At 58.0% G+C, this 22848-nt stretch carries 27 protein-coding genes; 16 read left to right on the forward strand and 11 right to left on the reverse strand.

What is annotated here, in order from left to right:
- Positions 1 to 26 precede the first annotated feature (26 nt).
- From Q1B27_RS07705 to queF, 5 genes are all read left to right on the forward strand, one after another.
- Positions 27 to 1391 carry an NAD(P)/FAD-dependent oxidoreductase gene (locus Q1B27_RS07705; protein ID WP_299846076.1) on the forward strand — a complete coding sequence of 455 codons (1365 nt, stop codon included), beginning with the start codon at positions 27 to 29 and terminating at the stop codon, positions 1389 to 1391.
- A gap of 599 nt (positions 1392 to 1990) precedes the next feature.
- Positions 1991 to 2683 carry a 7-cyano-7-deazaguanine synthase QueC gene (queC, locus tag Q1B27_RS07710; RefSeq protein WP_299846079.1) on the forward strand — a complete coding sequence of 231 codons (693 nt, stop codon included), beginning with the start codon at positions 1991 to 1993 and terminating at the stop codon, positions 2681 to 2683.
- Complete coding sequence (gene queD / locus Q1B27_RS07715; protein WP_299846082.1) at positions 2683 to 3039, forward strand: 6-carboxytetrahydropterin synthase QueD; 357 nt, start codon at positions 2683 to 2685, stop codon at positions 3037 to 3039. Before queC ends, queD begins: the two co-directional genes overlap by 1 nt.
- Positions 3036 to 3749, forward strand: a complete 714-nt coding sequence (gene queE, locus Q1B27_RS07720) for a 7-carboxy-7-deazaguanine synthase QueE (RefSeq protein ID WP_299846085.1) — start codon at positions 3036 to 3038, stop codon at positions 3747 to 3749. Before queD ends, queE begins: the two co-directional genes overlap by 4 nt.
- Positions 3750 to 3763: 14 nt before the next feature.
- Positions 3764 to 4231: a preQ(1) synthase gene (gene queF, locus Q1B27_RS07725; RefSeq protein ID WP_299846088.1), complete on the forward strand. Its 468-nt coding sequence runs from the start codon at positions 3764 to 3766 to the stop codon at positions 4229 to 4231.
- Between the two features lie 195 nt (positions 4232 to 4426).
- Here the strand turns inward: queF and dnaN are convergent, their stop codons facing one another.
- From dnaN to rpsT, 3 genes are all read right to left on the reverse strand, one after another.
- A complete protein-coding gene (gene dnaN / locus Q1B27_RS07730) occupies positions 4427 to 5545 on the reverse strand; it encodes a DNA polymerase III subunit beta (protein WP_299846090.1) in 1119 nt (372 codons plus the stop codon).
- A gap of 165 nt (positions 5546 to 5710) precedes the next feature.
- Positions 5711 to 7066, reverse strand: coding sequence for a chromosomal replication initiator protein DnaA (gene dnaA / locus Q1B27_RS07735; RefSeq protein WP_299846093.1), 1356 nt, complete (start codon positions 7064 to 7066; stop codon positions 5711 to 5713).
- A 523-nt stretch (positions 7067 to 7589) separates the two neighbouring features.
- Entirely contained in the window at positions 7590 to 7853 is a 264-nt protein-coding gene (rpsT, locus tag Q1B27_RS07740) for a 30S ribosomal protein S20 (RefSeq protein ID WP_299846096.1), read from the reverse strand.
- A 568-nt stretch (positions 7854 to 8421) separates the two neighbouring features.
- Here rpsT and Q1B27_RS07745 point away from each other — a divergent pair.
- Positions 8422 to 8919, forward strand: coding sequence for a L,D-transpeptidase family protein (locus Q1B27_RS07745; RefSeq protein WP_299846099.1), 498 nt, complete (start codon positions 8422 to 8424; stop codon positions 8917 to 8919).
- Between the two features lie 80 nt (positions 8920 to 8999).
- Here the strand turns inward: Q1B27_RS07745 and Q1B27_RS07750 are convergent, their stop codons facing one another.
- Positions 9000 to 9656 (reverse strand): YggS family pyridoxal phosphate-dependent enzyme, encoded by a 657-nt coding sequence (locus tag Q1B27_RS07750; RefSeq protein ID WP_299846102.1) that lies wholly within the window; start codon positions 9654 to 9656, stop codon positions 9000 to 9002.
- A gap of 195 nt (positions 9657 to 9851) precedes the next feature.
- Between Q1B27_RS07750 and Q1B27_RS07755 the strand changes: the two genes are divergently transcribed.
- Entirely contained in the window at positions 9852 to 10367 is a 516-nt protein-coding gene (locus Q1B27_RS07755; protein WP_299846105.1) for a DUF3576 domain-containing protein, read from the forward strand.
- Between the two features lie 38 nt (positions 10368 to 10405).
- Here Q1B27_RS07755 and Q1B27_RS07760 read toward each other — a convergent pair whose 3' ends face one another.
- Positions 10406 to 11056, reverse strand: coding sequence for a carbonic anhydrase (locus Q1B27_RS07760; protein ID WP_299846827.1), 651 nt, complete (start codon positions 11054 to 11056; stop codon positions 10406 to 10408).
- Between the two features lie 152 nt (positions 11057 to 11208).
- On the opposite strand from Q1B27_RS07760, the gene Q1B27_RS07765 reads away from it, so the two are divergent.
- The 5 genes from Q1B27_RS07765 to Q1B27_RS07785 all read left to right on the forward strand — a co-directional run bounded on the left by Q1B27_RS07765 (position 11209) and on the right by Q1B27_RS07785 (position 15675).
- Entirely contained in the window at positions 11209 to 11589 is a 381-nt protein-coding gene (locus Q1B27_RS07765) for a hypothetical protein (RefSeq protein ID WP_299846829.1), read from the forward strand.
- Positions 11590 to 11656: 67 nt separating this feature from the next.
- On the forward strand, positions 11657 to 13036 hold the full coding sequence (locus Q1B27_RS07770; RefSeq protein ID WP_299846107.1) for a M17 family metallopeptidase: 1380 nt from the start codon (positions 11657 to 11659) through the stop codon (positions 13034 to 13036).
- Positions 13033 to 13869, forward strand: coding sequence for an NlpC/P60 family protein (locus Q1B27_RS07775; protein WP_299846111.1), 837 nt, complete (start codon positions 13033 to 13035; stop codon positions 13867 to 13869). Before Q1B27_RS07770 ends, Q1B27_RS07775 begins: the two co-directional genes overlap by 4 nt.
- Positions 13866 to 14831: an agmatinase gene (gene speB, locus Q1B27_RS07780; RefSeq protein ID WP_299846114.1), complete on the forward strand. Its 966-nt coding sequence runs from the start codon at positions 13866 to 13868 to the stop codon at positions 14829 to 14831. Before Q1B27_RS07775 ends, speB begins: the two co-directional genes overlap by 4 nt.
- Positions 14832 to 14835: 4 nt before the next feature.
- Positions 14836 to 15675, forward strand: a complete 840-nt coding sequence (locus Q1B27_RS07785) for a class I SAM-dependent methyltransferase (RefSeq protein ID WP_299846117.1) — start codon at positions 14836 to 14838, stop codon at positions 15673 to 15675.
- On the opposite strand, the gene Q1B27_RS07790 is transcribed toward Q1B27_RS07785, so the two are convergent.
- On the reverse strand, positions 15676 to 16107 hold the full coding sequence (locus Q1B27_RS07790) for a hypothetical protein (protein WP_299846119.1): 432 nt from the start codon (positions 16105 to 16107) through the stop codon (positions 15676 to 15678). It lies immediately after the preceding gene.
- Positions 16104 to 16448: a DUF2794 domain-containing protein gene (locus Q1B27_RS07795; protein WP_299846122.1), complete on the reverse strand. Its 345-nt coding sequence runs from the start codon at positions 16446 to 16448 to the stop codon at positions 16104 to 16106. The genes Q1B27_RS07790 and Q1B27_RS07795 overlap by 4 nt, the downstream gene beginning before the upstream one ends.
- Before the next feature lie 129 nt (positions 16449 to 16577).
- Between Q1B27_RS07795 and Q1B27_RS07800 the strand changes: the two genes are divergently transcribed.
- The gene (locus Q1B27_RS07800; RefSeq protein ID WP_299846125.1) at positions 16578 to 16949 is read left to right on the forward strand and encodes a cupin domain-containing protein; all 372 of its coding nucleotides are present in this window, start codon (positions 16578 to 16580) and stop codon (positions 16947 to 16949) included.
- A 58-nt stretch (positions 16950 to 17007) separates the two neighbouring features.
- On the opposite strand, the gene Q1B27_RS07805 is transcribed toward Q1B27_RS07800, so the two are convergent.
- The 4 genes from Q1B27_RS07805 to Q1B27_RS07820 form a co-directional block, all read right to left on the reverse strand.
- Entirely contained in the window at positions 17008 to 17166 is a 159-nt protein-coding gene (locus tag Q1B27_RS07805; RefSeq protein ID WP_299846128.1) for a hypothetical protein, read from the reverse strand.
- Positions 17167 to 17656: 490 nt separating this feature from the next.
- Positions 17657 to 17926 carry a 30S ribosomal protein S15 gene (gene rpsO / locus Q1B27_RS07810; protein ID WP_299846131.1) on the reverse strand — a complete coding sequence of 90 codons (270 nt, stop codon included), beginning with the start codon at positions 17924 to 17926 and terminating at the stop codon, positions 17657 to 17659.
- 159 nt (positions 17927 to 18085) lie between these two features.
- Positions 18086 to 18538, reverse strand: a complete 453-nt coding sequence (locus Q1B27_RS07815) for a hypothetical protein (RefSeq protein WP_299846134.1) — start codon at positions 18536 to 18538, stop codon at positions 18086 to 18088.
- Between the two features lie 91 nt (positions 18539 to 18629).
- Positions 18630 to 18941 carry a DUF5665 domain-containing protein gene (locus Q1B27_RS07820; protein ID WP_299846137.1) on the reverse strand — a complete coding sequence of 104 codons (312 nt, stop codon included), beginning with the start codon at positions 18939 to 18941 and terminating at the stop codon, positions 18630 to 18632.
- A gap of 279 nt (positions 18942 to 19220) precedes the next feature.
- Between Q1B27_RS07820 and Q1B27_RS07825 the strand changes: the two genes are divergently transcribed.
- The 3 genes from Q1B27_RS07825 to Q1B27_RS07835 are packed head-to-tail and all read left to right on the forward strand — an operon-like array spanning position 19221 to position 22845.
- Entirely contained in the window at positions 19221 to 20246 is a 1026-nt protein-coding gene (locus Q1B27_RS07825; RefSeq protein ID WP_299846140.1) for a BMP family protein, read from the forward strand.
- Positions 20247 to 21806 carry an ABC transporter ATP-binding protein gene (locus Q1B27_RS07830; protein ID WP_299846143.1) on the forward strand — a complete coding sequence of 520 codons (1560 nt, stop codon included), beginning with the start codon at positions 20247 to 20249 and terminating at the stop codon, positions 21804 to 21806.
- Positions 21796 to 22845: an ABC transporter permease gene (locus Q1B27_RS07835; protein WP_299846146.1), complete on the forward strand. Its 1050-nt coding sequence runs from the start codon at positions 21796 to 21798 to the stop codon at positions 22843 to 22845. The genes Q1B27_RS07830 and Q1B27_RS07835 overlap by 11 nt, the downstream gene beginning before the upstream one ends.
- The last annotated feature ends 3 nt before the right edge of the window (positions 22846 to 22848 follow it).

The raw sequence follows: 22848 nt of genomic DNA on the forward strand, positions 1-22848 counted from the left end.
ATACCAATCGCAGGGAGAACATCTGAATGGCCAAGAAACGCGTTGCAATCATCGGGGCCGGTCCGTCCGGTCTGGCTCAGCTTCGGGCATTCCAGTCCGCCGCCAAGAAGGGCGAAGATATCCCGGACATCGTCTGCTATGAAAAGCAGTCCGACTGGGGCGGCCTGTGGAATTACACTTGGCGCACTGGTGTCGATGAGGATGGTGAGCCATGCCATTGCTCGATGTATCGCTATCTTTGGTCGAACGGCCCGAAGGAGGGTCTGGAATTTGCCGACTACACGTTCGACGAACATTTCGGCAAGGAGATCGCCAGCTACCCGCCGCGCGCGGTCCTCTTCGATTATATCAAGGGCCGGGTCGAAAAAGCTGGCGTGCGCGATTGGATTCGCTTCAACAACGTCGTGCGCGATGTACGCTTTGATGACGCCAGCGGTAAATTTACCGTCCGCGCCCGCGACAGTAAGGCCGACAGTGAAACCGAGGAAGAATTCGATCACGTGATCGTTGCCTCGGGTCATTTCTCAACGCCGAACGTGCCCTATTACCCAGGCTTCGAATCCTTCAACGGACGGGTGCTGCACGCGCATGATTTCCGCGATGCCCGTGAATTCAAGGACAAGGATCTGCTGATCCTCGGCACTTCCTACTCAGCCGAAGATATCGGCTCGCAATGCTGGAAATATGGCTGCAAATCCATCACCGTTGCTCACCGTACCGCTCCGATGGGGTATAATTGGCCCGAAAACTGGCAAGAGGTGCCCGCTCTGGTCAAGGTCGAAGGTCGCACCGCGTATTTCAAGGATGGTACCAGCAAAGAGGTGGATGCGATCATCCTGTGCACGGGTTACCGTCATCACTTCAATTTCTTGCCGGACGACTTGCGCCTCAAGACCGCGAACCGTCTGGCGGCGGCAGACCTTTATAAAGGCGTCGTCTGGAACAAGAACCCCGCAATGTTCTATCTTGGCATGCAGGACCAGTGGTTCACCTTCAACATGTTTGACGCCCAAGCCTGGTGGGTGCGTGATCAGATCATGGGCAAAATCGCCCTGCCCGACGCCGCGACCATGGCGGCAGATCCGAAAGCCCGCGAAGCTGCCGAAGACGCGCTTGAGGATGATTATGCCTGCATCCGCTATCAGGGTGACTATGTACAGGAGCTCATCGACGAGACTGATTACCCCAGCTTCGATGTCGAAGCGGCCAATCAGGCCTTCTTTGCCTGGAAGAAGCACAAGAAGAAAGGAATTATGGAATTCCGCAACCACGGCTACACATCGCCAATGACCGGCAAGCAGGCACCGCCGCATCATACGCCTTGGAAAGATGCGCTGGATGACAGTCTCGAAGCCTATCTGCAAACAGAAAAGCAGGCGGAAAACGCCTGACTTGCCGCCACTCCGGTCGCTATCTCCCCTAGGGCCGGGGTGGCACCCTTCCTGGACTTACGCCCCGGTTGCACCTTCTGCACCGGGGCGTTTTTTATCTGACAGCTAGTGGTCCATTCGCCTCAGATCAGTGCGACAAATGCTGCCGGAAGCGCCAGCATACCCGAAACAATAAGCGCGACCGAAATTCCAAGACCTTTGAACATCCTATTCCTCCATGAGATGAGTTTAATAACCTTCGAGGAACTAGCCCGGATACGCCCGGTAAGGATGTGGCAGCCCGTCGCATCAAACCGGTTCCAGAAAATAACCACCATCAGGGTGCACCCGACTTGGAAATAATTGCCGCTGCCGGCAGCGGAACAGGATCAGGCCGAAAATCACTCAAAACCCGCTGTCGACGCCACGCGACACAAAGAGCGACGGTCGAAATTTCCTCGCCGAAATATATCACTATATTTCCGGCGGTTATCCAAAACCACATCCATCCGTGAAAACGTCATTTGCCAAACGCGAGCTTATTGTCTAAATGCCCCCCTTGTTCACACCCCGTGAGCGCCGGTCGCAGCCTACCCGGCTTATAAAACAAGGACCTGACGATGAAGACACTTGTCATCTGCTCCGGCGGATTGGACTCGGTTTCGCTTGCTCACAAGGTGGCGGCGGAAGCTGAGCTTATTGGCCTGATCTCGTTCGATTATGGCCAGCGCCACCGCAAGGAGGTCGACTTTGCCGCCCGCGCCGCAAATCGGCTGGGCGTGCCGCATGACCTGATCGACATGCGCCATATCGGCAAGCACCTGGGCGGGTCGGCCTTGACCGACGATCTGGACGTGCCCGATGGACATTATGCCGAGGACAACATGAAGGTCACCGTGGTGCCCAACCGCAACGCGATCATGCTGGCGATTGCCTTTGGCATGGCGGCGGCGAAGGGGGCCGATGCGGTGGCCGCGGCGGTGCATGGCGGCGATCATTTCATCTATCCCGATTGCCGCCCCGATTTCATCGACGCCTTTCAGGCGATGCAGGACAGGGCGCTGGACGGCTACGCCAGGGTCACGCTTTACACGCCGTTCGTGCATATCCCGAAATCCGCCATCGTGACCGAGGGCGCGAAACATACCACGCCGTTTGCCGATACATGGTCCTGCTACAAGGGCGGTGACCGGCATTGCGGGCGCTGCGGCACCTGCGTCGAGCGGCGCGAGGCGTTTGACATCGCGGGCGTGGCCGACCCCACTCACTATGCCGATCCGGATTTCTGGAAATCGGCGGTAGGGGCGCATTGATGTACCGGATCACCAAGGAATTTCACTTCTCGGCCAGCCACCAACTTTGCGCCCTGCCCGACGATCACCCCTGCGCCCGGATGCATGGCCATAATTATATCGTCGAGGTCGAAATCAGCGCCGACACCCTCGATGAAAACGGTTTCGTTCTGGATTACCGAGAACTTGGTCCTTTGAAACGCTATATCGACGAGGAACTCGATCACCGACACCTCAATGACGTCTTCGGGCATGACATGGTCACCTCGGAACGGCTGGCGCGGGATATCTATGACTGGTGCCACACGCGGTGGGACCAGGTCAGTGCCGTGCGGGTGTCGGAAACCCCGAAGACTTGGGCGGAATACCGGCCATGACCCGGCTGCGGATCGCCGAAATCTTTGGCCCGACCATCCAGGGTGAAGGATCGGTCATCGGCGTGCCGACCGTGTTCGTGCGCGCTGGTGGCTGCGACTACCGGTGCAGTTGGTGCGACAGCCTGCACGCGGTCGACGGTGAGCACCGCCACGAGTGGGCCCGAATGACAACCGAGGAAATCTGGACAGAGATAAAGAAGCTTTCCGACAGCACGCCCCTGACGGTTTCACTTTCGGGCGGAAACCCGGCCATTCAGGACTTTGGCCCACTGATCCAATTGGGCAAATCCCACGGCTACAGCTTTGCGATGGAAACCCAAGGCTCGGTCGCGCGGGCGTGGTTCAACGAACTCGCGCCACTGATCCTCAGCCCTAAACCCCCATCATCGGGGGAAGAGGTGGATTGGAGTGACTTTGATGCTTGTATCAACGCTGCAGGTGTGGCCGAGATCACCCTAAAAATCGTTGTCTTCGATGACGAAGATTACCTCTGGGCCCGCGATGTCGCCGCGCGCTACCCCTCGCTGCCGCTTTACCTGCAACCTTGCAACCACACGCCGCCTGATGCCGACAGCGACGCGATTGACATGGCCGGTATCATGGACCGCTATGAGTGGCTGATCGAGCGCACATTGGCTGATCGCTGGTTTGCCCCCCGTATCCTGCCGCAGCTGCATGTGCTGGTCTGGGGCAACAAACGCGGCGTCTGAAACAGGAGTTTCCCATGTCAAACCAGAATATCTACCAAAACCTCACACAGCTGGGCGGCAAGACCGAAATGCCCAACTCTCCGGAAGAGGCGGTGATGGAAAAGGTGCCAAACCCGCAGGCGGGCACGGATTACGCGGTGCGTTTCACCGCGCCGGAATTCACCTCGCTCTGTCCGATGACGGGCCAACCTGATTTCGCTCATATCGTGTTGGATTACGTGCCTGGCGACTGGCTGGTCGAAAGCAAATCGCTGAAACTGTTCCTCGGCTCCTTCCGCAACCACGGCGCCTTTCACGAGGATTGCACCGTCACCATCGGCAAACGCTTGGTTGAACTGCTGGAGCCGAAATGGCTGCGGGTCGGCGGCTACTGGTATCCGCGCGGCGGCATCCCGATCGACATCTTCTACCAGACCGGCGAACAACCGGCAGGCGTCTGGATTCCCGATCAGGGCGTTCCCACCTATCGCGGTCGGGGGTGAGGCCGGTAGCTGAACGTAAATTCAGCCTGCATAACAGGAAAAAATGCTGAAATTACAGCGAACAACCACAGTGCTTGCGCTGACTGTGGCAGGGTGGGCCTCCAAACAAAGTGGCAACCAGTTGCCACGCATTTGGGCCTTTATTCAGAAACAGTCCTGCTTCTTTTGTTTTGTCTAAGTCCCGAATAGCTCGGCTCAAACCCGCATAGGCATGACGACATAGACCGCCGACGTATCGTTGCCTTCTCGCATCAGGGTTGGGTCTCCGGCGGAGTTGAAGAGGAATACGGCGTTTTCGCGGTCAACCTGGCTGGCGATTTCCAGAAGGTATTTGGCGTTGAAGCCGATTTCCAGACGCTCATCCCCATAGGCCACGGCCAGTTCTTCTTCGGCAGCGCCGCTATCAGGCGCGTTTACCGACAGGATCAGGCGATCCTCGTCCAGCGCCAGTTTCACCGCACGAGACCGTTCCGAGCTAACGGTGGCAACGCGGTCGACAGCCTGCGCAAACTCGGCGGCGTCCACCTCCATCTTGCGAGTGTTCCCTTGCGGAATGACGCGAGTGTAATCGGGGAAGGTGCCGTCAATTACTTTGGAAGTGAGTGTGATGTCGGGGGTGGCGAAACGGACCTTGGTCTCGGACACCGACACGACAATTTTCATGTCATCATCTTCCAGTAGCTTGCGCAGCTCTCCCACGGTTTTGCGCGGAACAATGACACCGGGCATGTCGGCGGCACCTTCGGGCAGATCTGCGTCGATGCGCGCCAGACGGTGGCCATCGGTGGCAACACAGCGCAGCTGTTTGCCGCCTTCGGCCTCGGCCACATGCATGTAGACGCCATTCAGGTAATATCTTGTTTCCTCGGTGGAAATCGCGAATTTCGACTTATCAAACAACCGCCGCAGATCTGGTGCCTTGGCCGAGAAGTTGCAGGCATATTCCGAACTTGCCATGACCGGAAAATCTTCTTTCGGCAACGTCGCCAGATTGAAGTTCGACCGGCCAGCCTCGACCGTCAGGCGCCCAGACGTACCATCATCGGCCAACGTCACCAGCGCGCCATCGGGCAGCTTACGCACGATCTCGTGGAGCGTGACCGCGGAAACGGTGGTGGCTCCGGCACGTTCGACCTGGGCGGGGGCCTTGTCGACCACCTCGATATCCAGATCGGTGGCGCGGAAATTCACATCGCTACCTTCGGCCTCGATCAGGACATTGGCGAGGATTGGAATGGTGTTGCGGCGTTCGACCACGGATTGTGCCTGGGATACTGCTTTGAGCAGCGTGCCACGTTCGATGCTGAGTTTCATACCCTTGCTCCCTGTCGAGGTGCCGATCTGATGCCGGAAGGGCAAGGTAGCAACTTACGTCTTCGGCTCAAGCCCTTAATTCTCGTTTTCCGCTCAAATGGTCAGAGGGTCAAGGGCACCCCGCCCAAAGACGTGTCCGGGCGGGGGAAGCGTGGTGAAAAGGACTCAGCTTTCCAGGGTGCGGCGCAGAAGTTCGAGGTCTTCGGCGATCTGGCCGTCCTGTGCACGCAGTTCGTCGATGCGTTTGACACCGTGCATGACGGTGGTGTGATCACGCCCACCAAAACAACGGCCGATTTCCGGCAAGGAGCGACTGGTCATCTGTTTGCACAGATACATCGCCACCTGACGCGGGCGGGCAAAGTTACGCACGCGCTTGGGGCCGATCATGTCCGAAAGGCGGATGTTGAAATGATCCGAAACCTTTCGCTGGATTTCCTCGATCGAGATCTTGCGCTCGGACGCGCGGAGCACATCAGCCAGGCAATCCTGGGTCAACTCCAGCGTTATCGGTTGCTTGACCAGCGAGGCAAAGGCATAGAGCCGGGTCATCGCGCCCTCAAGCACGCGGACATTGGTACTAATCCGGTGGGCCAGGAATTCCAGTACGCCCTGATCCATATGCAGGTCGGGGTATTGCGCGCCGAACTGTTCGACCTTGGATTGCAGGATGCCAAGGCGCAATTCGTAATCCGTGGGATGCAGATCCACCACCAAACCGCATTGCAGGCGCGACTTGATCCGGTTTTCAAGATTTTCAATCTCACCCGGGGCGCGATCCGCCGAGATGATGATTTGTTTGTTCTGATCGACCAGAGCATTGAAAGTGTGGAAGAACTCTTCTTGGGTGCTATCCTTGCCGGCGATGAATTGTACATCATCGACCATCAACACATCGACCGAGCGGAAGACCTGCTTGAAGTCCATCATCTTGCGGTCGCGCAAGGCCTGAACAAAGCGATACATGAACTGTTCGGCCGACAGGTAGACGACATTCAGGTCAGGCCGACGGGCCTGAAGCTCCCAGGAGATGGCGTGCATCAGGTGGGTTTTACCAAGGCCAACGCCACCATATAGAAAAAGCGGATTGAACGTGACAGGTCCGCCTTCGGCGACACGTTTGGCGGCGGCATGGGCCAGTTCGTTCGGCTTGCCGACCACGAACGTGTCAAAGGTAAAGCGATCATCCAGTGGGGCGGCGGGCATCAGGCTGTCATTGCCGTTGCTGACAACGGACTGCAGGGCGGGCTTGGCTAGCGCGGCCGGTTTGATGCTTGAGTTGGCTGCGACCTGAAACTTGATACGGCGGATATCGGTCGACACCGTATTCATCTGATAGAGGATCAGATCCCCGAAATTATGCGATACGTAATTACCCAGAAAACTTGTAGGTACACTGAACGTCGCCACACCATCGGCAACATTTTCCAGTTCAAGCGGTTCGATCCAGTTCTTATAATTATTCGATCCAACCGTTTTCAGGAGTTCCTTTTTAAGTTCGCCCCATTGTTCCTGTGTCATACTTCCCCGTCTCATACACTTTAACCTGCCCGTCCCCGGCACAGGTACTCCCCGACATTTTTGCGCAGGTACTCCCCGACCTGCGCCGCTCTGCGATCCAGCTGAGACAACCGGAACAAACCTCTCCTGCCCGGTTACAATCAGTAACCGACGAAAAGACCTTTGATCGGACCTGTCATACCGCAGCAACATGACGAAAATCAGGCACCGCACCCAAGAGGCGCAGGGGCTTTTATCTGTCATGTGTTGCGGTACAAACCTGTAAGACATGGCCGGGGTTTCCCCCGAGCGAACCCACCAATCTTATCCCCATAAGACGGTCTGGATTCGTTAGCAGCCTGTCCCCCCAAGCATGAATCGCAAGATGAAACTAACAAGTCAGAGAGGGCTCGGGCAACTACTCTTCTTTCTTGACAAGCGCTTTGGGCAAAAAGAATCTGTTGCGCTGTGTCAAAGGTGAGACATTAAAAAAGGCGCCGGACAAAGCGGCGCCTTTTGCGATCAATACCTTAGACAGGCTTCTTCAGCCGATTGCCTTTACCCGGGCTGCGAGGCGCGAAATTTTGCGTGCAGCAGTGTTCTTGTGGAAGACGCCTTTGGTGACACCGCGCATCAGCTCTGGTTGAGCGGTACGCAGCGCAGCAGTTGCGGCATCTTTGTCACCCGAGGCGATCGCCTCTTCGACTTTGCGCAGGTGGGTGCGAATGCGCGAACGACGCGCCTTGTTAACGGCAAAACGCTTTTCGTTCTGACGTGCCCGTTTCTTTGACTGTGCCGAGTTGGCCATTTGAATCTAACCCTTGATCTGGTTCAGTGACTATTGCGGTGCGCGTGCATATCCCGAACCGGGCCCCAATCTCTCGGGAGTGATTCTTGCCTGAGCGGGCATCACGCGCATGTATGGTGGCGCTCTATAGGGAAGTTTATCAGTGTTGCCAACCCAAAACAGCCCGGCACAGGTCAAGCGGGATGCCTGCCACGTCAATGAGTTTTTCCTCATCTCCGGCAAGCCCCTCCGGGCATCTGATTTCCCAAGACAACACACCCTTTCTATAAGAAATGCCTCAATGGGATATTGTATAGTTGAAAGTCCGGCGGATCATTGGAATTGATCGGAGCAAAATCCGCAGATCCATTTCTGATTACAGTCAGGAGATCCAACGTCGCCGCGACGCCAGCCAGAAATCTTTGAGTGTCCGAAGTCGTCAAATTCGCTACCTTGTTCTGATCCGACCGAGCTTGCCTCTGCTTGAGTCCTTGGCAACGCAGCTCTTGCGATCATCTTGTGCAATGCCTGCCGCGGCACCCGCCAATGTCGCTTTTCAATATCGCATTGCTGGTGCAGTCTTGCAGGAATGACACCGGATGATCTTGTACTGACGCCTACGGGCCTGCGTTTCCAAGGGCAGCGATTTCCCTGTTCCATCGGGCGTGGGGGTATCCGGTCTGACAAGCAAGAGGGGGATGGAGCGACACCGGTAGGGACGCATCGGATTGTTGCTACGCTGTATCGCCCGGACCGGATGGCGCCTCCCGCGACCTGGGCTATACCGATCCGGCCCGGCGATCTGTGGTCAGATGATGTGGCGGATGCGGCATATAATCTGAAAGTGCGCGCGCCCTATGCTCACAGCCATGAAGTTCTGCGCCGGGCCGATCCACTATACGATCTGATTTTGGTGACAGATTGGAACTGGCCCCACGCAGAAAAAGGGCGTGGATCGTGCATCTTTATCCACCAATGGCGAAGACCCGGTTTTCCCACGGAAGGCTGTGTCGCCTTTCGCCGGGACCATCTGCACCGGATCGCCCGGACGATCTCACCCGGCACGCGTTTGATTGTGAGACCCTAGTGGCAACGCGCTGGTTTCGCCCATCCTACGGTTTTGACCGCAACAAGTTCGAAACGCATTACTGGGTTTGATCCATACCTCTATGCACCGTAATCGCGCGCACCGAAAATTGCGCTGCCGACACGGATATGGGTAGCGCCGAGCGCAATTGCACTCTCAAAATCGCTGCTCATCCCCATCGACAAGCCAGTCAGCCCGTTGCGCTCGGCGATCTTGGCCAGAAGCGCGAAATGCAGGCTTGGTTCTTCGTCAACGGGTGGGATGCACATCAAGCCCCTGACCGGCAGATCAAGGCCGCGGCATTCGGCCACGAAAGCATCCGCCTGCGCTGGCATCACCCCTGCCTTCTGATCTTCCTCACCGGTATTGACCTGCAAAAACACGTCCGGGCAATGGCCGGTCTCATCCGCCAGACGGGCAATGGTTCCGGCCAATTTCGGGCGATCGACTGAATGTATGGTCTGGAACAGCTCAAATGCCTGACGCGCCTTGTTGGTTTGCAATGGGCCGATCAGGTGCAGATCAATGCCCTCATAGGATTTGCGGAAATCCGGCCATTTGCCTGCGGCCTCCTGCACCCGGTTTTCACCGAAGATACGGTGGCCCTCGTCCAGCACGGCCTGCACGCGGTCATTGGGTTGCACCTTCGATACGGCGATCAGGGTCACGCTGCCCGGATCGCGGCCAGCGTCGGTTTCGGCTTTGCGGATACGGGCGGTGATGTCAGAGAGGCTCAACTTTCAGGTCTCCGGTCAGGGATCGAACAGCCGGTCAATCGGCGCAGAACAGGGATAGACCGAGTGGGCACGGGGATGCAAACTGTCTTTGACGTCGGCGGTCCGACCGCCGTTCCCGCATGAGCGTCAGCAAACACCTTGCCCCACTGTCCCGCGTTGGATAGTAGGGTTAAGGAAACAGTTCCGGATGGTAAGATGATCCACTTGCGTTTGAAGAAAATCGGCCTGGCGCTGGCATGTGTACTGATGGTTGCGTCCTGTGGAAGCATTCGAGACAGGTTCTCGGGCGGCAGCAGCAGCGCGGATGATACGGGCGAAGAAGCCGCGCCGGTCAATCGTGTTGGCGGACCGCCCCGGAAGCGCCAAGTTGGAACCGGCTCCAGCTTGCTCGATGCGTTCAAAGACAGCGAAGCAAACGTCAAGGTCAACCGTTTCTTGTGGACCGCGTCGCTGGACGTTCTGAGCTTTCTGCCAATTCAAACCGCTGATCCGTTTACCGGCGTGATTTCAACAGGTTATGGCCGCCCACCCGGCGGTGGACAGGCTTATCGGGCCACTGTTCTGATAAGTGATCCGGCGCTGGATGCACGGTCGCTTAAAGTGGCACTTCAAACGCAGCGCGGGCCGGTCAGCAATGCAACGCAGCGCGCGGTCGAGGATGCGATTCTAGCGCGGGCGCGGCAGCTAAGGATTAACGCGGGCCGCTTCTAAAGCCCGCGTCTTTTCTGAAAAGCAAATCTCTACATCAGTCAGACTGGCACGAATGACTTTGTCGTGTTGCTGTACTGTTCGATTCCGCCTTCGCCGATGTCATGCCACAGCCCGTGCAATGTCAGGTGGCCACTGTCGACGGAGGCTTTGACAAAGGGGAAGGTCATCAGGTTTTCCAGCGATACCAAAACCGCCTCTTTTTCCAGCGCGGCGGTGCGCTTTACCGGGTCCTTGATGTTCTTCACACGCTCATAACCCGGGCGTAGGATATCCATCCAGCGACCCACGAAAGATGATTTTTCTTCCAGCTCGGGGGCGTTGCCGGAACACATGTCGTGGCAACCCTGAACCCCGCCACATCCCGAATGTCCCAGCACAATCACATGGGCTACCTTTAGAGCGGTCACAGCATATTCGACCGCAGCCGACGTACCGTGCTGTGCACCATCGGTGACGTAGGGCGGTACCAGATTCGCGATATTTCGGTGCAGGAAGAACTCGCCTTGATCTGCGCCAAAGACCGAAGTGACATGCACGCGGCTGTCGCAACACGAGATCACCATCGCACGCGGATGCTGACCGGATTCGGCCAGGCGGCGATACCAGGCCTGATTTTCGGCATAGGAGGTCGCTTTCCAACCGTGAAAACGTTGGATCAGATAATTTGGCAGTGGCATGGCATGTTTCATCGTCATTCCCGCTATCGCTGAACGTTTCGCTCGTAGTTATTAGAAATTCGAGAAGAATTCGAGAGAGAATTTTCCCGGCACGAAACGATTTGGGAACTGCTTTCATCGATAGTCATCTCAGCTATGGGGGCGGTGAAGCAAAAGGTGAGAATGTGGAACAGGTGACTTTGCTGAGACAAGATGAAACGGTTCGGGTAAATCCCGACCGGCTGGAGGAATTGTATCACCAGCTGGGCGAGGCCGGAGCTGAAGATGTCGTGTGCCGTGCCCTTGAAGAACTGGCAGCGCGTTTGTCGCACACCGAACGGTGTTACCGTGAAATGCGTCATGGTGACATGCGCAAGAGCGCACGTTCACTGGTGGCGATTGCCGAACAGATTGGCATGTCCCTGCTGGCGCAGGTCGCGCTGGATGTCACCATCTGCATCGACGCAGGCGACAAGATTGCCCTTTCAGCCACCATGGCGCGTATGCTGCGCATCGGTGAGCGTTCCTTGACCGAAATCTGGGATTTGCAGGACCTTTCCATTTGATGACTTGAAGGTCGCGCACAGACCGATAGGCTGGGTCAGGAAATGACCCGGCAAAAAGGCTTGCGCGATGCCCCTTACTTTTGCTTCTGACAAAACGGATGCCCGGCCCCTGCATGTAATTGCGACAGACAGCCTTGAAGGCTGGCTGGAAACCCAGTCGGATTTGGTTTCTGCCTGGGTGAAGAATGCTGGCTTTTCGGGGGCATTGGGCAGCACTTTGCTGATCCCGGATGAGGACGGCGCTGTGAACATGGCGCTGGCCGGATATGGCACGACATCGGCACGAGCGCGCGGGCGGTTTCATCTTGCCGCTGTGGCGGCGAATTTGCCCGAGGGCGCCTACAGGTTGCAAGGTCTTGACCCCGAACGCGCCGCCGAAGAGGCGTTGGGCTGGCTGCTGGCCGGTTATGCCTTTGACCGCTACAAGGATCAGAAATCGGCCAAGGCCCGACTAATTGCGCCTGCGGGCGTCGATGCTGACCGGTTGGAGATCATCGCCGCGGGTGAGGTGCTGACGCGCAATCTGATCAACACGCCTGCGGCGGATATGGGGCCGGATCAGCTTGAGGCAGCATGCCACGATCTGGCCGCGCAGCACGGTGCCGAGATCAGCGTGATCCGCGGAGACGCGCTGCTGGAACAGAATTTCCCCATGATCCACACGGTGGGACGTGCCGCTGAACAAGCGCCCCGACTGATCGACATCAGTTGGGGCGATACCGGACCCGCGCTGACGCTGATTGGCAAGGGCGTGTGTTTTGACACGGGTGGGCTGAACCTGAAGCCCGGTGGCAGCATGGGGTTGATGAAAAAAGATATGGGCGGGGCCGCGACAGTGTTGGGGCTGGCGCATATGATTATGGCACTGGGGTTGAAGCTGCGATTGCGGGTGTTGATTCCGGCGGTTGAAAACGCGGTCAGCGGCAATGCCTTTCGACCCGGCGATATCCTGACCGCCCGCAACGGCCTGACGGTCGAGATCAACAATACGGATGCCGAAGGTCGCCTGGTGTTGGCCGATGCGCTGGCTCTGGGGGCCGAGGATGCGCCAGACCAGATGATCTCGATGGCGACACTGACCGGCGCGGCGCGTGTGGCAGTGGGGCCTGACCTGGCACCTTATTATACCGATGATTCCGCAATGGTGGCAGCGCTGGAAATGGCAGCCGACCGCGTGGCTGACCCGGTTTGGCGGATGCCGTTTCATATGCCCTACGAGGCGATGATCGAGCCGGGGATCGCCGATTTGGACAATGCGCCCAAAGGCGGTTTTGCCGGATCCATTACCGCCGCGCTGTTTCTGCGCCGCTTTGCCGGTGAGGGATCATATACGCATTTTGATATCTATGCCTGGAACCCGAACGCTACCCCGGGCCGTCCCAAGGGCGGCGTGGGCATGGGCGCGCGCGCATTACTAGAGGCATTGCCAGAGGTTATGGGACTATGAGCGACCGTCGGCTGACACCCGCCAACGAACGTGTCGCGGCAGAAACCTTACGCGGTTCGGTCAAGGCCGCAACCTATGCCAAGGGGGTAGCGCGTCAGGTATCAGTACCGGTGGCAGACCTGCTGCGCGCGCCGCACGGCAGACGGGAGCGTCAGGCGGTGAGCGGAGAAAATCTGACAGTATATGAGGATCGCGAGGGATGGTCTTTTGTCCAACTCAGCCGGGACGGCTATGTCGGGTATGTATTAAGCGAACAACTGTGTGCGCCCAAGAAGATGACCCATCGGGTCCGCACGCGCATGACACATCTATATCCCGAACCGGATCTAAAGTCGCATGAAATAGCGGCATTAAGCCATATGAGCCAGGTAAAAACACTTGGGGAAGAGGGGCGGTTTGCCAAGGTCAGCGGCGGCTATGTGCCGCGCGCGCACCTGTCGGCGCTAAACGATTTGGCGGATGATCCCGTATCCGTGGCCGAAACCTATCTGGGCACGCCTTACCTTTGGGGCGGAAACTCGGGTTTTGGCATTGATTGTTCCGGTCTGGTGCAGGCGGCGTGCCTGTCATGTGGTCTTCCCTGCGCGGGTGACAGCGACTTGCAGGCCGATAGCTTGGGCGATCCCCTGTCCGAGAATGCCCCACTAAAGCGTGGTGATCTGCTCTTTTGGAAGGGTCACGTGGCCTGGGTTTCAGACCCCGAGACATTGCTGCATGCAAACGCATTTCACATGGCAGTCGCATATGAGCCGTTGCATGATGCGATCAATCGAATCGAGGCGCAGGGCGAGGGCCCGGTGACTGCGCGAAAACGTCTGGGAGGACAATCATGAGCGATCCGTTTTTTCACCCTGTTTCGGGATTTGATCTGCCACGATTTGCCGGAGTGCCGACCTTTATGCGGCTGCCCTATGTGCCAAACGGGCACGAGCGGTTCGGCGATGTGCAGATTGGTCTGATCGGGGTGCCGTGGGATAGCGGTACAACCAATCGACCCGGACCACGGCATGGACCCCGGCAATTGCGCGATGCGTCAACCATGATTCGTGCTCAGCATGCGATCAGCGGCGCACGACCGTTCGAAGCTGCCAACTGCGCCGATCTGGGCGATGTCGGACCGAACCCGGCGGACATCATCGACAGCATGGAACGGATCACAGCGTTTTACGATGCAGCGCTGGCTGCTGGGATAACGCCATTGACAGCAGGCGGGGATCACCTGACATCATTGCCGGTATTGCGATCGCTGGCCAAGGTGCACGGACCGATGGGCATGGTGCATTTCGACAGCCATACCGACCTGATGAATTCGTATTTCGGCGGCACGATCTATACCCACGGCACGCCGTTCCGCCGCGCTGTGGAAGAGGGGCTGCTGGATCCGAAACGTGTTGTCCAAATCGGCATTCGCGGCACGATGTATGACACCGAGGATCGCGATTTCGCTGCCGCGAATGGCATCCGCCTGATCCTGATCGAAGAGTTTCATGCCCGCGGTGTCGAAGATGTAATGGCCGAGGCGCGCGCAATCGCCGGCAGCGGCAAGACCTATGTCAGCTATGACATTGATTTCGTCGACCCGACATTTGCACCCGGTACCGGCACGCCCGAGGTGGGCGGCCCAAACAGCTATCAGGCTATCCAGGTTTGCCGCGAGCTGGCCGGGCTGAACATCATCGGGGCCGATATGGTCGAGGTGTCACCACCCTTTGACGCGTCGGGCGGGACCGCGTTTCTGGGCGCCTCGATCCTTTTTGAATTGCTCTGTGTGATGACTGGACAGTCTGGCGATTGACCGAATGGCCGTGAATACGGACGAGCCAGAATACTGGCGATCGGCCCAGCAATGGGTCGATTATCAGGATTTGTTGGATTTGCTGTTGCAGCCAGTGTTGGACCGATTGCTGGTTGAGGCCGAATTGCAACCAGGTCAGCGGGTACTGGATATCGGTTGCGGCACTGGTGCCAGCACGATGGCTGCAGCGCGGCAGGTTGGCGAGACAGGCCATGTGACGGGCGCGGACATTTCCGGCCTCATGCTGGACCATGCCCGCAAGCGGACGGCGCAAGCAGGACTCGACAGGATCAATTATATCGAAGGGGATGCGCAAACCCACGGCTTTGCCGAGGCGGGTTATGACCATGTAATCTCGCGTTTTGGCGTGATGTTTTTCGCCGATCCCGTTGCGGCGTTTCGCAACATCTTGAAGCCGTTGAAGCCGGGCGGCCAGATGGTGTTTCTGGCCTGGTCCGGTCCCGCGCAAAACCCCTGGTTTGCGATCCCCGCCCAAGCGGCGATGGACGTGCTGGGCAAACCCGAACCCTCTGATCCGCGTGCGCCGGGGCCAATGGCCTTTCAGGAGCGCGATTATGTCGACAGCATCCTGAACAATGCCGGGTGGCACGCTGTCGAAATATCAGAGATCGCGCTGGAACTGACACCTAAAGGGTCGGTTGCCGATATTGCCGCTTTTGCGACTCGGCTGGGACCGGCTTCGCGCATCATCAAGGATAAGGGTGGCACCGAAGCGGATACAAAGCGGATCGAAGAAACGGTGGCAGAAAATATGGCGGCCTTTGATACCGAAAAGGGCGTACGGGTACCGGCCATGCTCAATCTGGTGCGGGCGCGGCGCTGATTATTTGACGTCCAGACGCAGAAAGGTAAGGGTCTGTTCAAGCTCAGCCTTGTCCTTGAGCGAGGTCGAGATCACCACTTTACCCCGCTGATAGCGGCGCAACTCGTAACTGTCAGGATGGTTCACATCGGTATCTTCTGGCAGGGATTTGACGCCACGAACACAGACCGGAATGAGGCGGTTCAGGACATCGAATACCGCTGCGGCACCCGGCGCGCGATAATGGAATTTCCAAGTGCAAAGATAGGTTTGCATCCCGGTTTCGTCGCGCGAAAGATCACAGCTTTCGACCTCTCTGAGCAGATCATCGGGTTTGCCATCGGCAAAGTCTGATTGCGCCAGCCCGACAAGCGTTTTCAGTGCGGCGCAATTATCGGCAAAGGCCGGTCCGGGGATGAGCAGGAGGCATATCAATCCCGCACGCAGTTTCATTTGACGGCGCGGATCAGTTTGCGTTCCAGCACGCGCAGCACAGTCCCAAGATTCGAGCCACGTTTGAGCACTTGCCCTTCGGGACCGATCACTGCGTATTCACCTTGTCGCAGACGCAGTTTCGGGCGTTTTTCAATGCGATAGAGTGGCGTTTCTGCGGTGCGCCTGAAAATTGAAAAAACCGCCACATCGCGCAGGCAGGAGATACCATAATCGCGCCATTCACCAGCCGCGACCATGCGGCCATAAAGCGAGAGGATGACGGAAAGCTCGGTTCGGTGAAAGGCAACTTGTGGGGTGCCCTGCGGCCCCGGAAACGGGGTTAAAGACTGAAAACTCATGAGCTAAGTTTGCGCCAAATGGCGGTTTAATCAAGGGTTTTTACGAGAGGCGGTTAAAACAATCTGGTGATTGGCGATAGTCACCAGCTAGTATGATGGCCGCGTGACACCTGCCATTCGGAGCCAGAGATGATCGAATACAGACCAGGAGATGACGTGGGGCCGTTGCAAGATTGGCCCTTTGATAATCCCGCCAGCAATTACGTTATCCGCGAAGGGGAACCACGGGCGTCGGGGCGCATTGATGCGGGTGGGCCGGGATATACAAGCAGGGCGGGCATCTGGCGCTGCACCAAGGGTGTTTTCGACTGTACCGAACAAGGTGATGAGCTGATGACAATATTGTCAGGGCGATGCCGGGTGATTGATCTCGATAGCGGGTCTATCGCCGAGCTTGTGCCCGGCGATAGCCTTTTCGTGCGCGATGAAAGTCGGGTCACATGGGATGTCATCGAGGATGTCGTGAAGGTGTTTTACGGACAAAAAACAGACGGCTACTGATTACGCCTTCACAGCGGAGGTTCACCTGACGCGTCCATGACCAAACCATCGCGCCCGATCACTTGTCGACCGATATCCGTTCCATCGTGACGCTATCGCCCTCGGAGGTATCCTTGGGGAAGGTCAAGGTGGGGGTCAGGCTGTTCATGCTGAAATTCTGCGCGAAAGCGGCGGTGCCGGTCAGCGACAAGGTTAGAAACAAGGTCAGAGTTTTCATTGTCATGTCTCCTGAGAGTGGTGTTAATTTTCTGGATGGAGACAGATATGCCGCAACGTTGTTTCAATATGACGTCGTCAGGGGCCAATAATTGTTTCAAATCATTCAGTCTGGTACGCGTCCGACAAACCCGTCATGACCGATAAAGACGCGTGACACTCCATCTTCTTCACGACGTTCCTCAGCTACGCCGGACAAGATTTCCTTTATCTGGAACTGGGCGCACTTGACCGGACCGACGTGTATATGGCGACGCGACCACGACCATCGCCAAAAGGGATTGCTGCTGACCGTTCACAACATAAACGGTCGTTCTCCACCTAGTGGAAAACTGTGGATCAGGGTTCAGGCTGGGTTACTGATTTTGCGCCAACAAGGCGGGCGGCCGGGATCACGCATTGCGTGCTTTGTTGATCGTTGAAGCAGCTAAAGAAAAACCGCGCCCCGATCAGCACAAGGGACGCGGTTTGAATTCTACGCTCTGGCTGGCTTAGCGGCGGATGCCGAGGCGTTGGATCAGGTCACGGTAACGCGCCTCTTCCTTGCCTTTCAGGTAGTCCAGAAGTTTACGACGCTGGGCGACCATTTTCAGCAGACCACGACGACCGTGGTTGTCTTTCTTGTGGGTCTTGAAATGTTCGGTCAGCGTGGTGATCCGCGAGGTCAGGATGGCAACCTGTACTTCGGGCGAACCGGTGTCACCGTCCTTGGTTGCGAAATCTTTCATCACGCGGGCTTTTTCTTCGACTGTGATCGACATCGGGGTCTCCTTTTAGTCAAGGGTTGAGGGCGCAAGCCGGGATGTCGTCCAGCAGGGTCCTATGGAGAAATCCCTCCGAAAGTCCGAAGAGATGCGAGCGTATAGGAGATATTTCACGGAAAGAAAAGCAGAAACCACCGGGCCGGTGGCGGGCGGTGATCAAGCTGCGGCAGGGATTTCAACACTGCTTTGCGCGACAAGCGCGATGTGGTCAAGTGTCAGCCCCTCGGCCTCGTCCACCGCAGCAATACGAATGCCGTTCAACGTGACATGCGCACGGGAAAGATCGCGCTCGTCTACTTCCAGCCCAACTTCGGGATCTGGATCGAAGTGGTCATTGAAGACGATTACCAGCCGGTCGTCTTCAGCGGAGAAGCTGCTAATGTCCGCAGCGTCGGTTCGCGTGGCGAAGACGTTATCTTCCACTTCTGCCGCATCACTCTCAGCCTCGATCAAGTCCTCACTGTCAGTAGCACTAATATCAGACGGTTCAGCACCATCTTCCAGACTATCGTTTTTCGGATCTTCCTTGGGATCGTAGGCAAGGTCCAGCCATACCAGAGCGGTCGCCCCGACAGCCAACATTCCCATTAAACCAGCAAGCAACAGCATCACGCGATTCCGAACATAATAAACCGTCGCAAAGTGGGCCATAACTTGGGCTTCAAATCAATTGAAACTCATATTCGTGGTAAAAAAACCCTTAATAATCAGGGCGTCTGGGGTCAATCTCACGCGCAAGCTCACCCAGCCAATCGCCCACGAGAGGGAGCCATTCGAATTGCGCCAGCCAGTAGACCAAGACCGACAAAAGCACCGTTGCCCCCATGACCGAACCCAGCCCAAAAGCCAGCCCGCGCAGAAACTGAAAGCTGACAAGACGCCAGACGGAATTGTGCATCCGGATAAAGCGGTGTTTGTTCAGGACATGCAGCTCGGTTGTCAGTTTCGCCAGCATCGCCGCCTGATTATGGCTGAGCATTTCGCTGTCCTGGCCGTTCTTTTTGAATTTCATTTGCGGCTCCTGAGATGCGCTTTGCCGGGCGATTTCGATTAGTCTACAAGCAGTTGGCGCATTCAACCAGTTTCCTGCACAGATTTTCATATCTTCATGGATCACGGGGCTGCTGTGCAGGGCCTGAGGATTGGATGAACCAAACCTTAAAAATTCTGACATAGGAAAGGGCAAATCCACGGCCTATAACTCGGCTGAGCGGAATCGTTTTTCTTTGCAATTTCGCATTAATTATTTTACCAAACGGTAAAAGAAAAAACAAAACTGGGAGGAAATCATATGAAACGGACTGATCTGCCAACGCGCGGCGCGCTGTCACGACGGGCATTTTTGGGCACCACGGCGGGGGCCACGCTGGTGGCAAGTGCACCGGTCAAACTGCTGGCGGCAGACCCTATAAAGACGGCGGGCATCTACACGGTGCCGGTCGAACAGCAATGGGTCAGCCGCATTCACAAGGCTGCCGTGACCGCGCAGGAGCGCGGCGATATCAGCTACACCTACTCGGAAAATGTCAGCAACACCGACTATACCCGCGTGATGCGCGAATATGCCGAACAGGGCCACAAGCTGATCATCGGCGAGGTGTTCGGCGCCGAGCAGGAAGCCCGCGAAGTGGCGGCGGAATACCCAGATATCGCGTTCCTGATGGGATCGAGCTTCAAGGAAGACCCGAGCCTGCCGAATTTCTCGGTATTCGACAATTACATTCAAGACGCGTCCTACCTGTCTGGGATCATCGCGGGGTCGATGACCACGACCGGCAATATCGGCATGGTCGGCGGCTTCCCCATCCCGGAAGTGAACAGGCTGATGCATGCCTTCATGGCGGGCGCGCATGAGATGAACCCGGACATCAAGTTCCAAGTCAGCTTCATCGGCTCGTGGTTCGATCCGCCCAAGGCCAAGGAAACCGCCTTTGCGATGATCGAAAACGGGGCGGACGTACTTTATGCCGAACGCTTCGGGGTTTCGGACGCCGCACAGGAAAAGGGCATTCTGGCCATCGGCAACGTGATCGACACGCAAGCGGATTATCCCGAAACCGTCGTCGCCTCGGCAATTTGGCATTTCGAACCGACACTGGATGCGGCGATTGCGCAGGTTCAGGCGGGCACGTTCGCCGCCGCCGATTACGGTGTCTATTCCTTCATGAAGGAAGGCGGCTCATCACTGGCACCGCTTGGCACGTTCGAAGGCAAAGTACCGCAAGAAGCGATGGATATGGTTAACAAACGCACTGAAGAGATCAAATCCGGTGCCTTCAGCGTCGAGATCAACGACGAAGAGCCGAAGTCGTCGTAAATGGCAAAGCAGGACGACGTGCAAAAACGCGCGCAGGTCGTCCTGCGCCTGGACAGGATCACCAAGACCTTTGGCGCGCTGGTCGCAAATGATGCGGTCAGCCTATCACTGCACCGGGGTGAGGTGATCGCACTGCTGGGCGAAAACGGCGCGGGCAAGACCACGCTGATGAACATCCTCTTTGGCCAGTACACCGCCGACAGCGGCACGGTCGAAGTCTTCACCCAGACCATTCCGCCGGGAAATCCGCGCGCCGCCCTGGATGCGGGCGTGGGCATGGTGCACCAGCATTTCACGCTGGCCGATCACATGACCGTGCTGGAAAATGTCACACTGGGCACGCATTCGCTGTGGAAGACCAATCTGGACAGCGTGGCGACACGGGCCAAGATCGTACGCCTGGCCGAAGAATTCCGCCTGCAGGTCGATCCCGATGCCATCGTCGGCACGCTGACCGTGGGCGAGCGGCAACGGGTCGAAATCCTCAAGGCGCTCTACCGCGATGCGCGAATCCTGATCCTTGACGAGCCCACTGCCGTGCTGACGCCGCAGGAAACCGACGATCTTTTCGAGACCCTGCGCGAGGCGGTCGATCTGGGCCTGTCGATCATCTTCATTTCGCACAAGCTGCACGAGGTGATGGCGATCTCGGATCGGGTGCTGATCCTGCGGCATGGCAAGATGGTGGCCGAGGAGCGCACCAGCGACACCGATAAACACAAGCTGGCGGCGCTGATGGTCGGCAGCGAGGTCCATGCGCCCGAAGTGGCCCCGGCCACCCCCGGCCCCGCGCTGATGAGCCTGGCAGACGTCTGCACCCCCGACAAGGGCAATGCGCCCGGCCTGAAACAGGTGACGCTGGATCTGCGCGCCGGGCAGATCACCGGGCTGGCGGGCGTGTCGGGCAACGGACAGGCGGCGCTGGCCGATCTGATCGGCGGGCTGATCCAGCCGGAAAGCGGCACGCTGACGCTGGAGGATGGCGCGCATCCCAACTGGACCGCCCGCGAGGCGGTGCATAGCGGCGTGGGCCGCATCCCCGAGGACCGGCACAAAACCGGCACCATCGCCGAGTTCGATCTGACCGAAAACGCCATTCTGGAAAGTTACAAGGACGCGCCTTTCAGTCGCCGGGGCTGGATGAACTGGGGCCGCGCCGAAGCGTTCACCCGCGAGGTGATCGACACGTATGACGTGCGCTGCCCCGGGCCCGGCACGCGCATCCGGCTGCTGTCCGGCGGTAACATGCAAAAACTGATTCTGGGCCGGGTGCTGGAATCCGAGCCGCGCATCATCCTGGCCAATCAGCCGGTGCGAGGGCTGGATATCGGCGCGGTCAACTACGTGCATTCGCGTCTGCTGGAGGCGCGGGACAAGGGGGCGGCGGTGCTGCTGATCTCAGAAGACCTGGATGAGATTATGGCCCTCTCGGACGTGATCCACGTAATTTCCGAAGGCCAGCTTTCCCCCGAATTCGCCCGCGGCACCATGAGCCCGGCCGAGCTGGGCGTGTGGATGGCGGGCCATGGATTTGAAGCGGAGCCTGCGCATGCGTCTTGAACCGATCGCCAACCCGGGCGTGGCCCGCTCGACCCTGCTGCCGTTCGCCGCGATCAGTTCGACCGTGGTGATCGCGTCACTGCTGGCGATGATCGCGGGGGCCAATCCGTTTCTGGTGCTGGGCGAGATTCTGAAAGGCGCGGCGGGGTCGAAATTTGCCCTGCTGGAGACCCTGAACCGGGCAACACCCCTAATCTTTACCGGTCTGGCGGTCGCTGTCGCCTTTCGCGCCAAGCTGTGGAACATCGGCGCCGAGGCGCAGCTATATGCCGGGGCGCTGATCACAGTCGTGCTGGGCACGGGCATGCTGAACTGGCCCGCCGGGCTGCTGCTGCCGGCGATTGCGGTCGTCGCTATGCTTGCGGGCGCGGTGGTGCTGCTGATCCCTGCCCTGCTGAAAGTCCGGTTCGGCGTGGACGAGGTGGTGACGACGCTTCTGTTCAATTTCATCTTCCTGCTGTTCATTTCGATGCTGCTGGAGGGGCCGCTGAAGGACCCGATGGGCATGGGCTGGCCGAAATCGGCGCGGCTGATCCCCGAGGCGCGGCTGCCGCGTATCTTTGACGGGCTGCGCCTGCATTGGGGCTTTGCGCTGGCGCTGATCGCGGCCGGTGTCGTCTGGGTGATCGAACGCCGCACGACGCTGGGATACGAGATGCGCGCCGTGGGCCTGAACCGTGAAGCGGCGCAATTCGCGGGCATCCCGGTCAATACGGTGCTGATCAAGACGGCGCTGCTGTCCGGCGGACTGGCGGCGCTGGCCGGCTTTTCCGAGGCATCGGGGCTGAAAGGCAACCTGACCTTGGATCTGAGCCCCGGCTTTGGTTACACCGGCATCATCGTGGCGATGCTGGCGCTGCTCAATCCGCTGGCGGTGGTGGCGGCGGCGCTGTTCGTCGCGGGCATTTTCGTGGGCGCGGACAGCATGAGCCGCGCAGTGGGCGTGCCGACCTACCTGGCCGATATCATGTTGGCGACGGCGCTGCTGCTGATGGTGCTGGCGATCATGCTGACGCGGTTCCGGATCGTGAGGGAGTAGGGA

It is taken from the genome of uncultured Roseovarius sp., assembly GCF_947489715.1.
GTDB lineage: Bacteria > Pseudomonadota > Alphaproteobacteria > Rhodobacterales > Rhodobacteraceae > Roseovarius.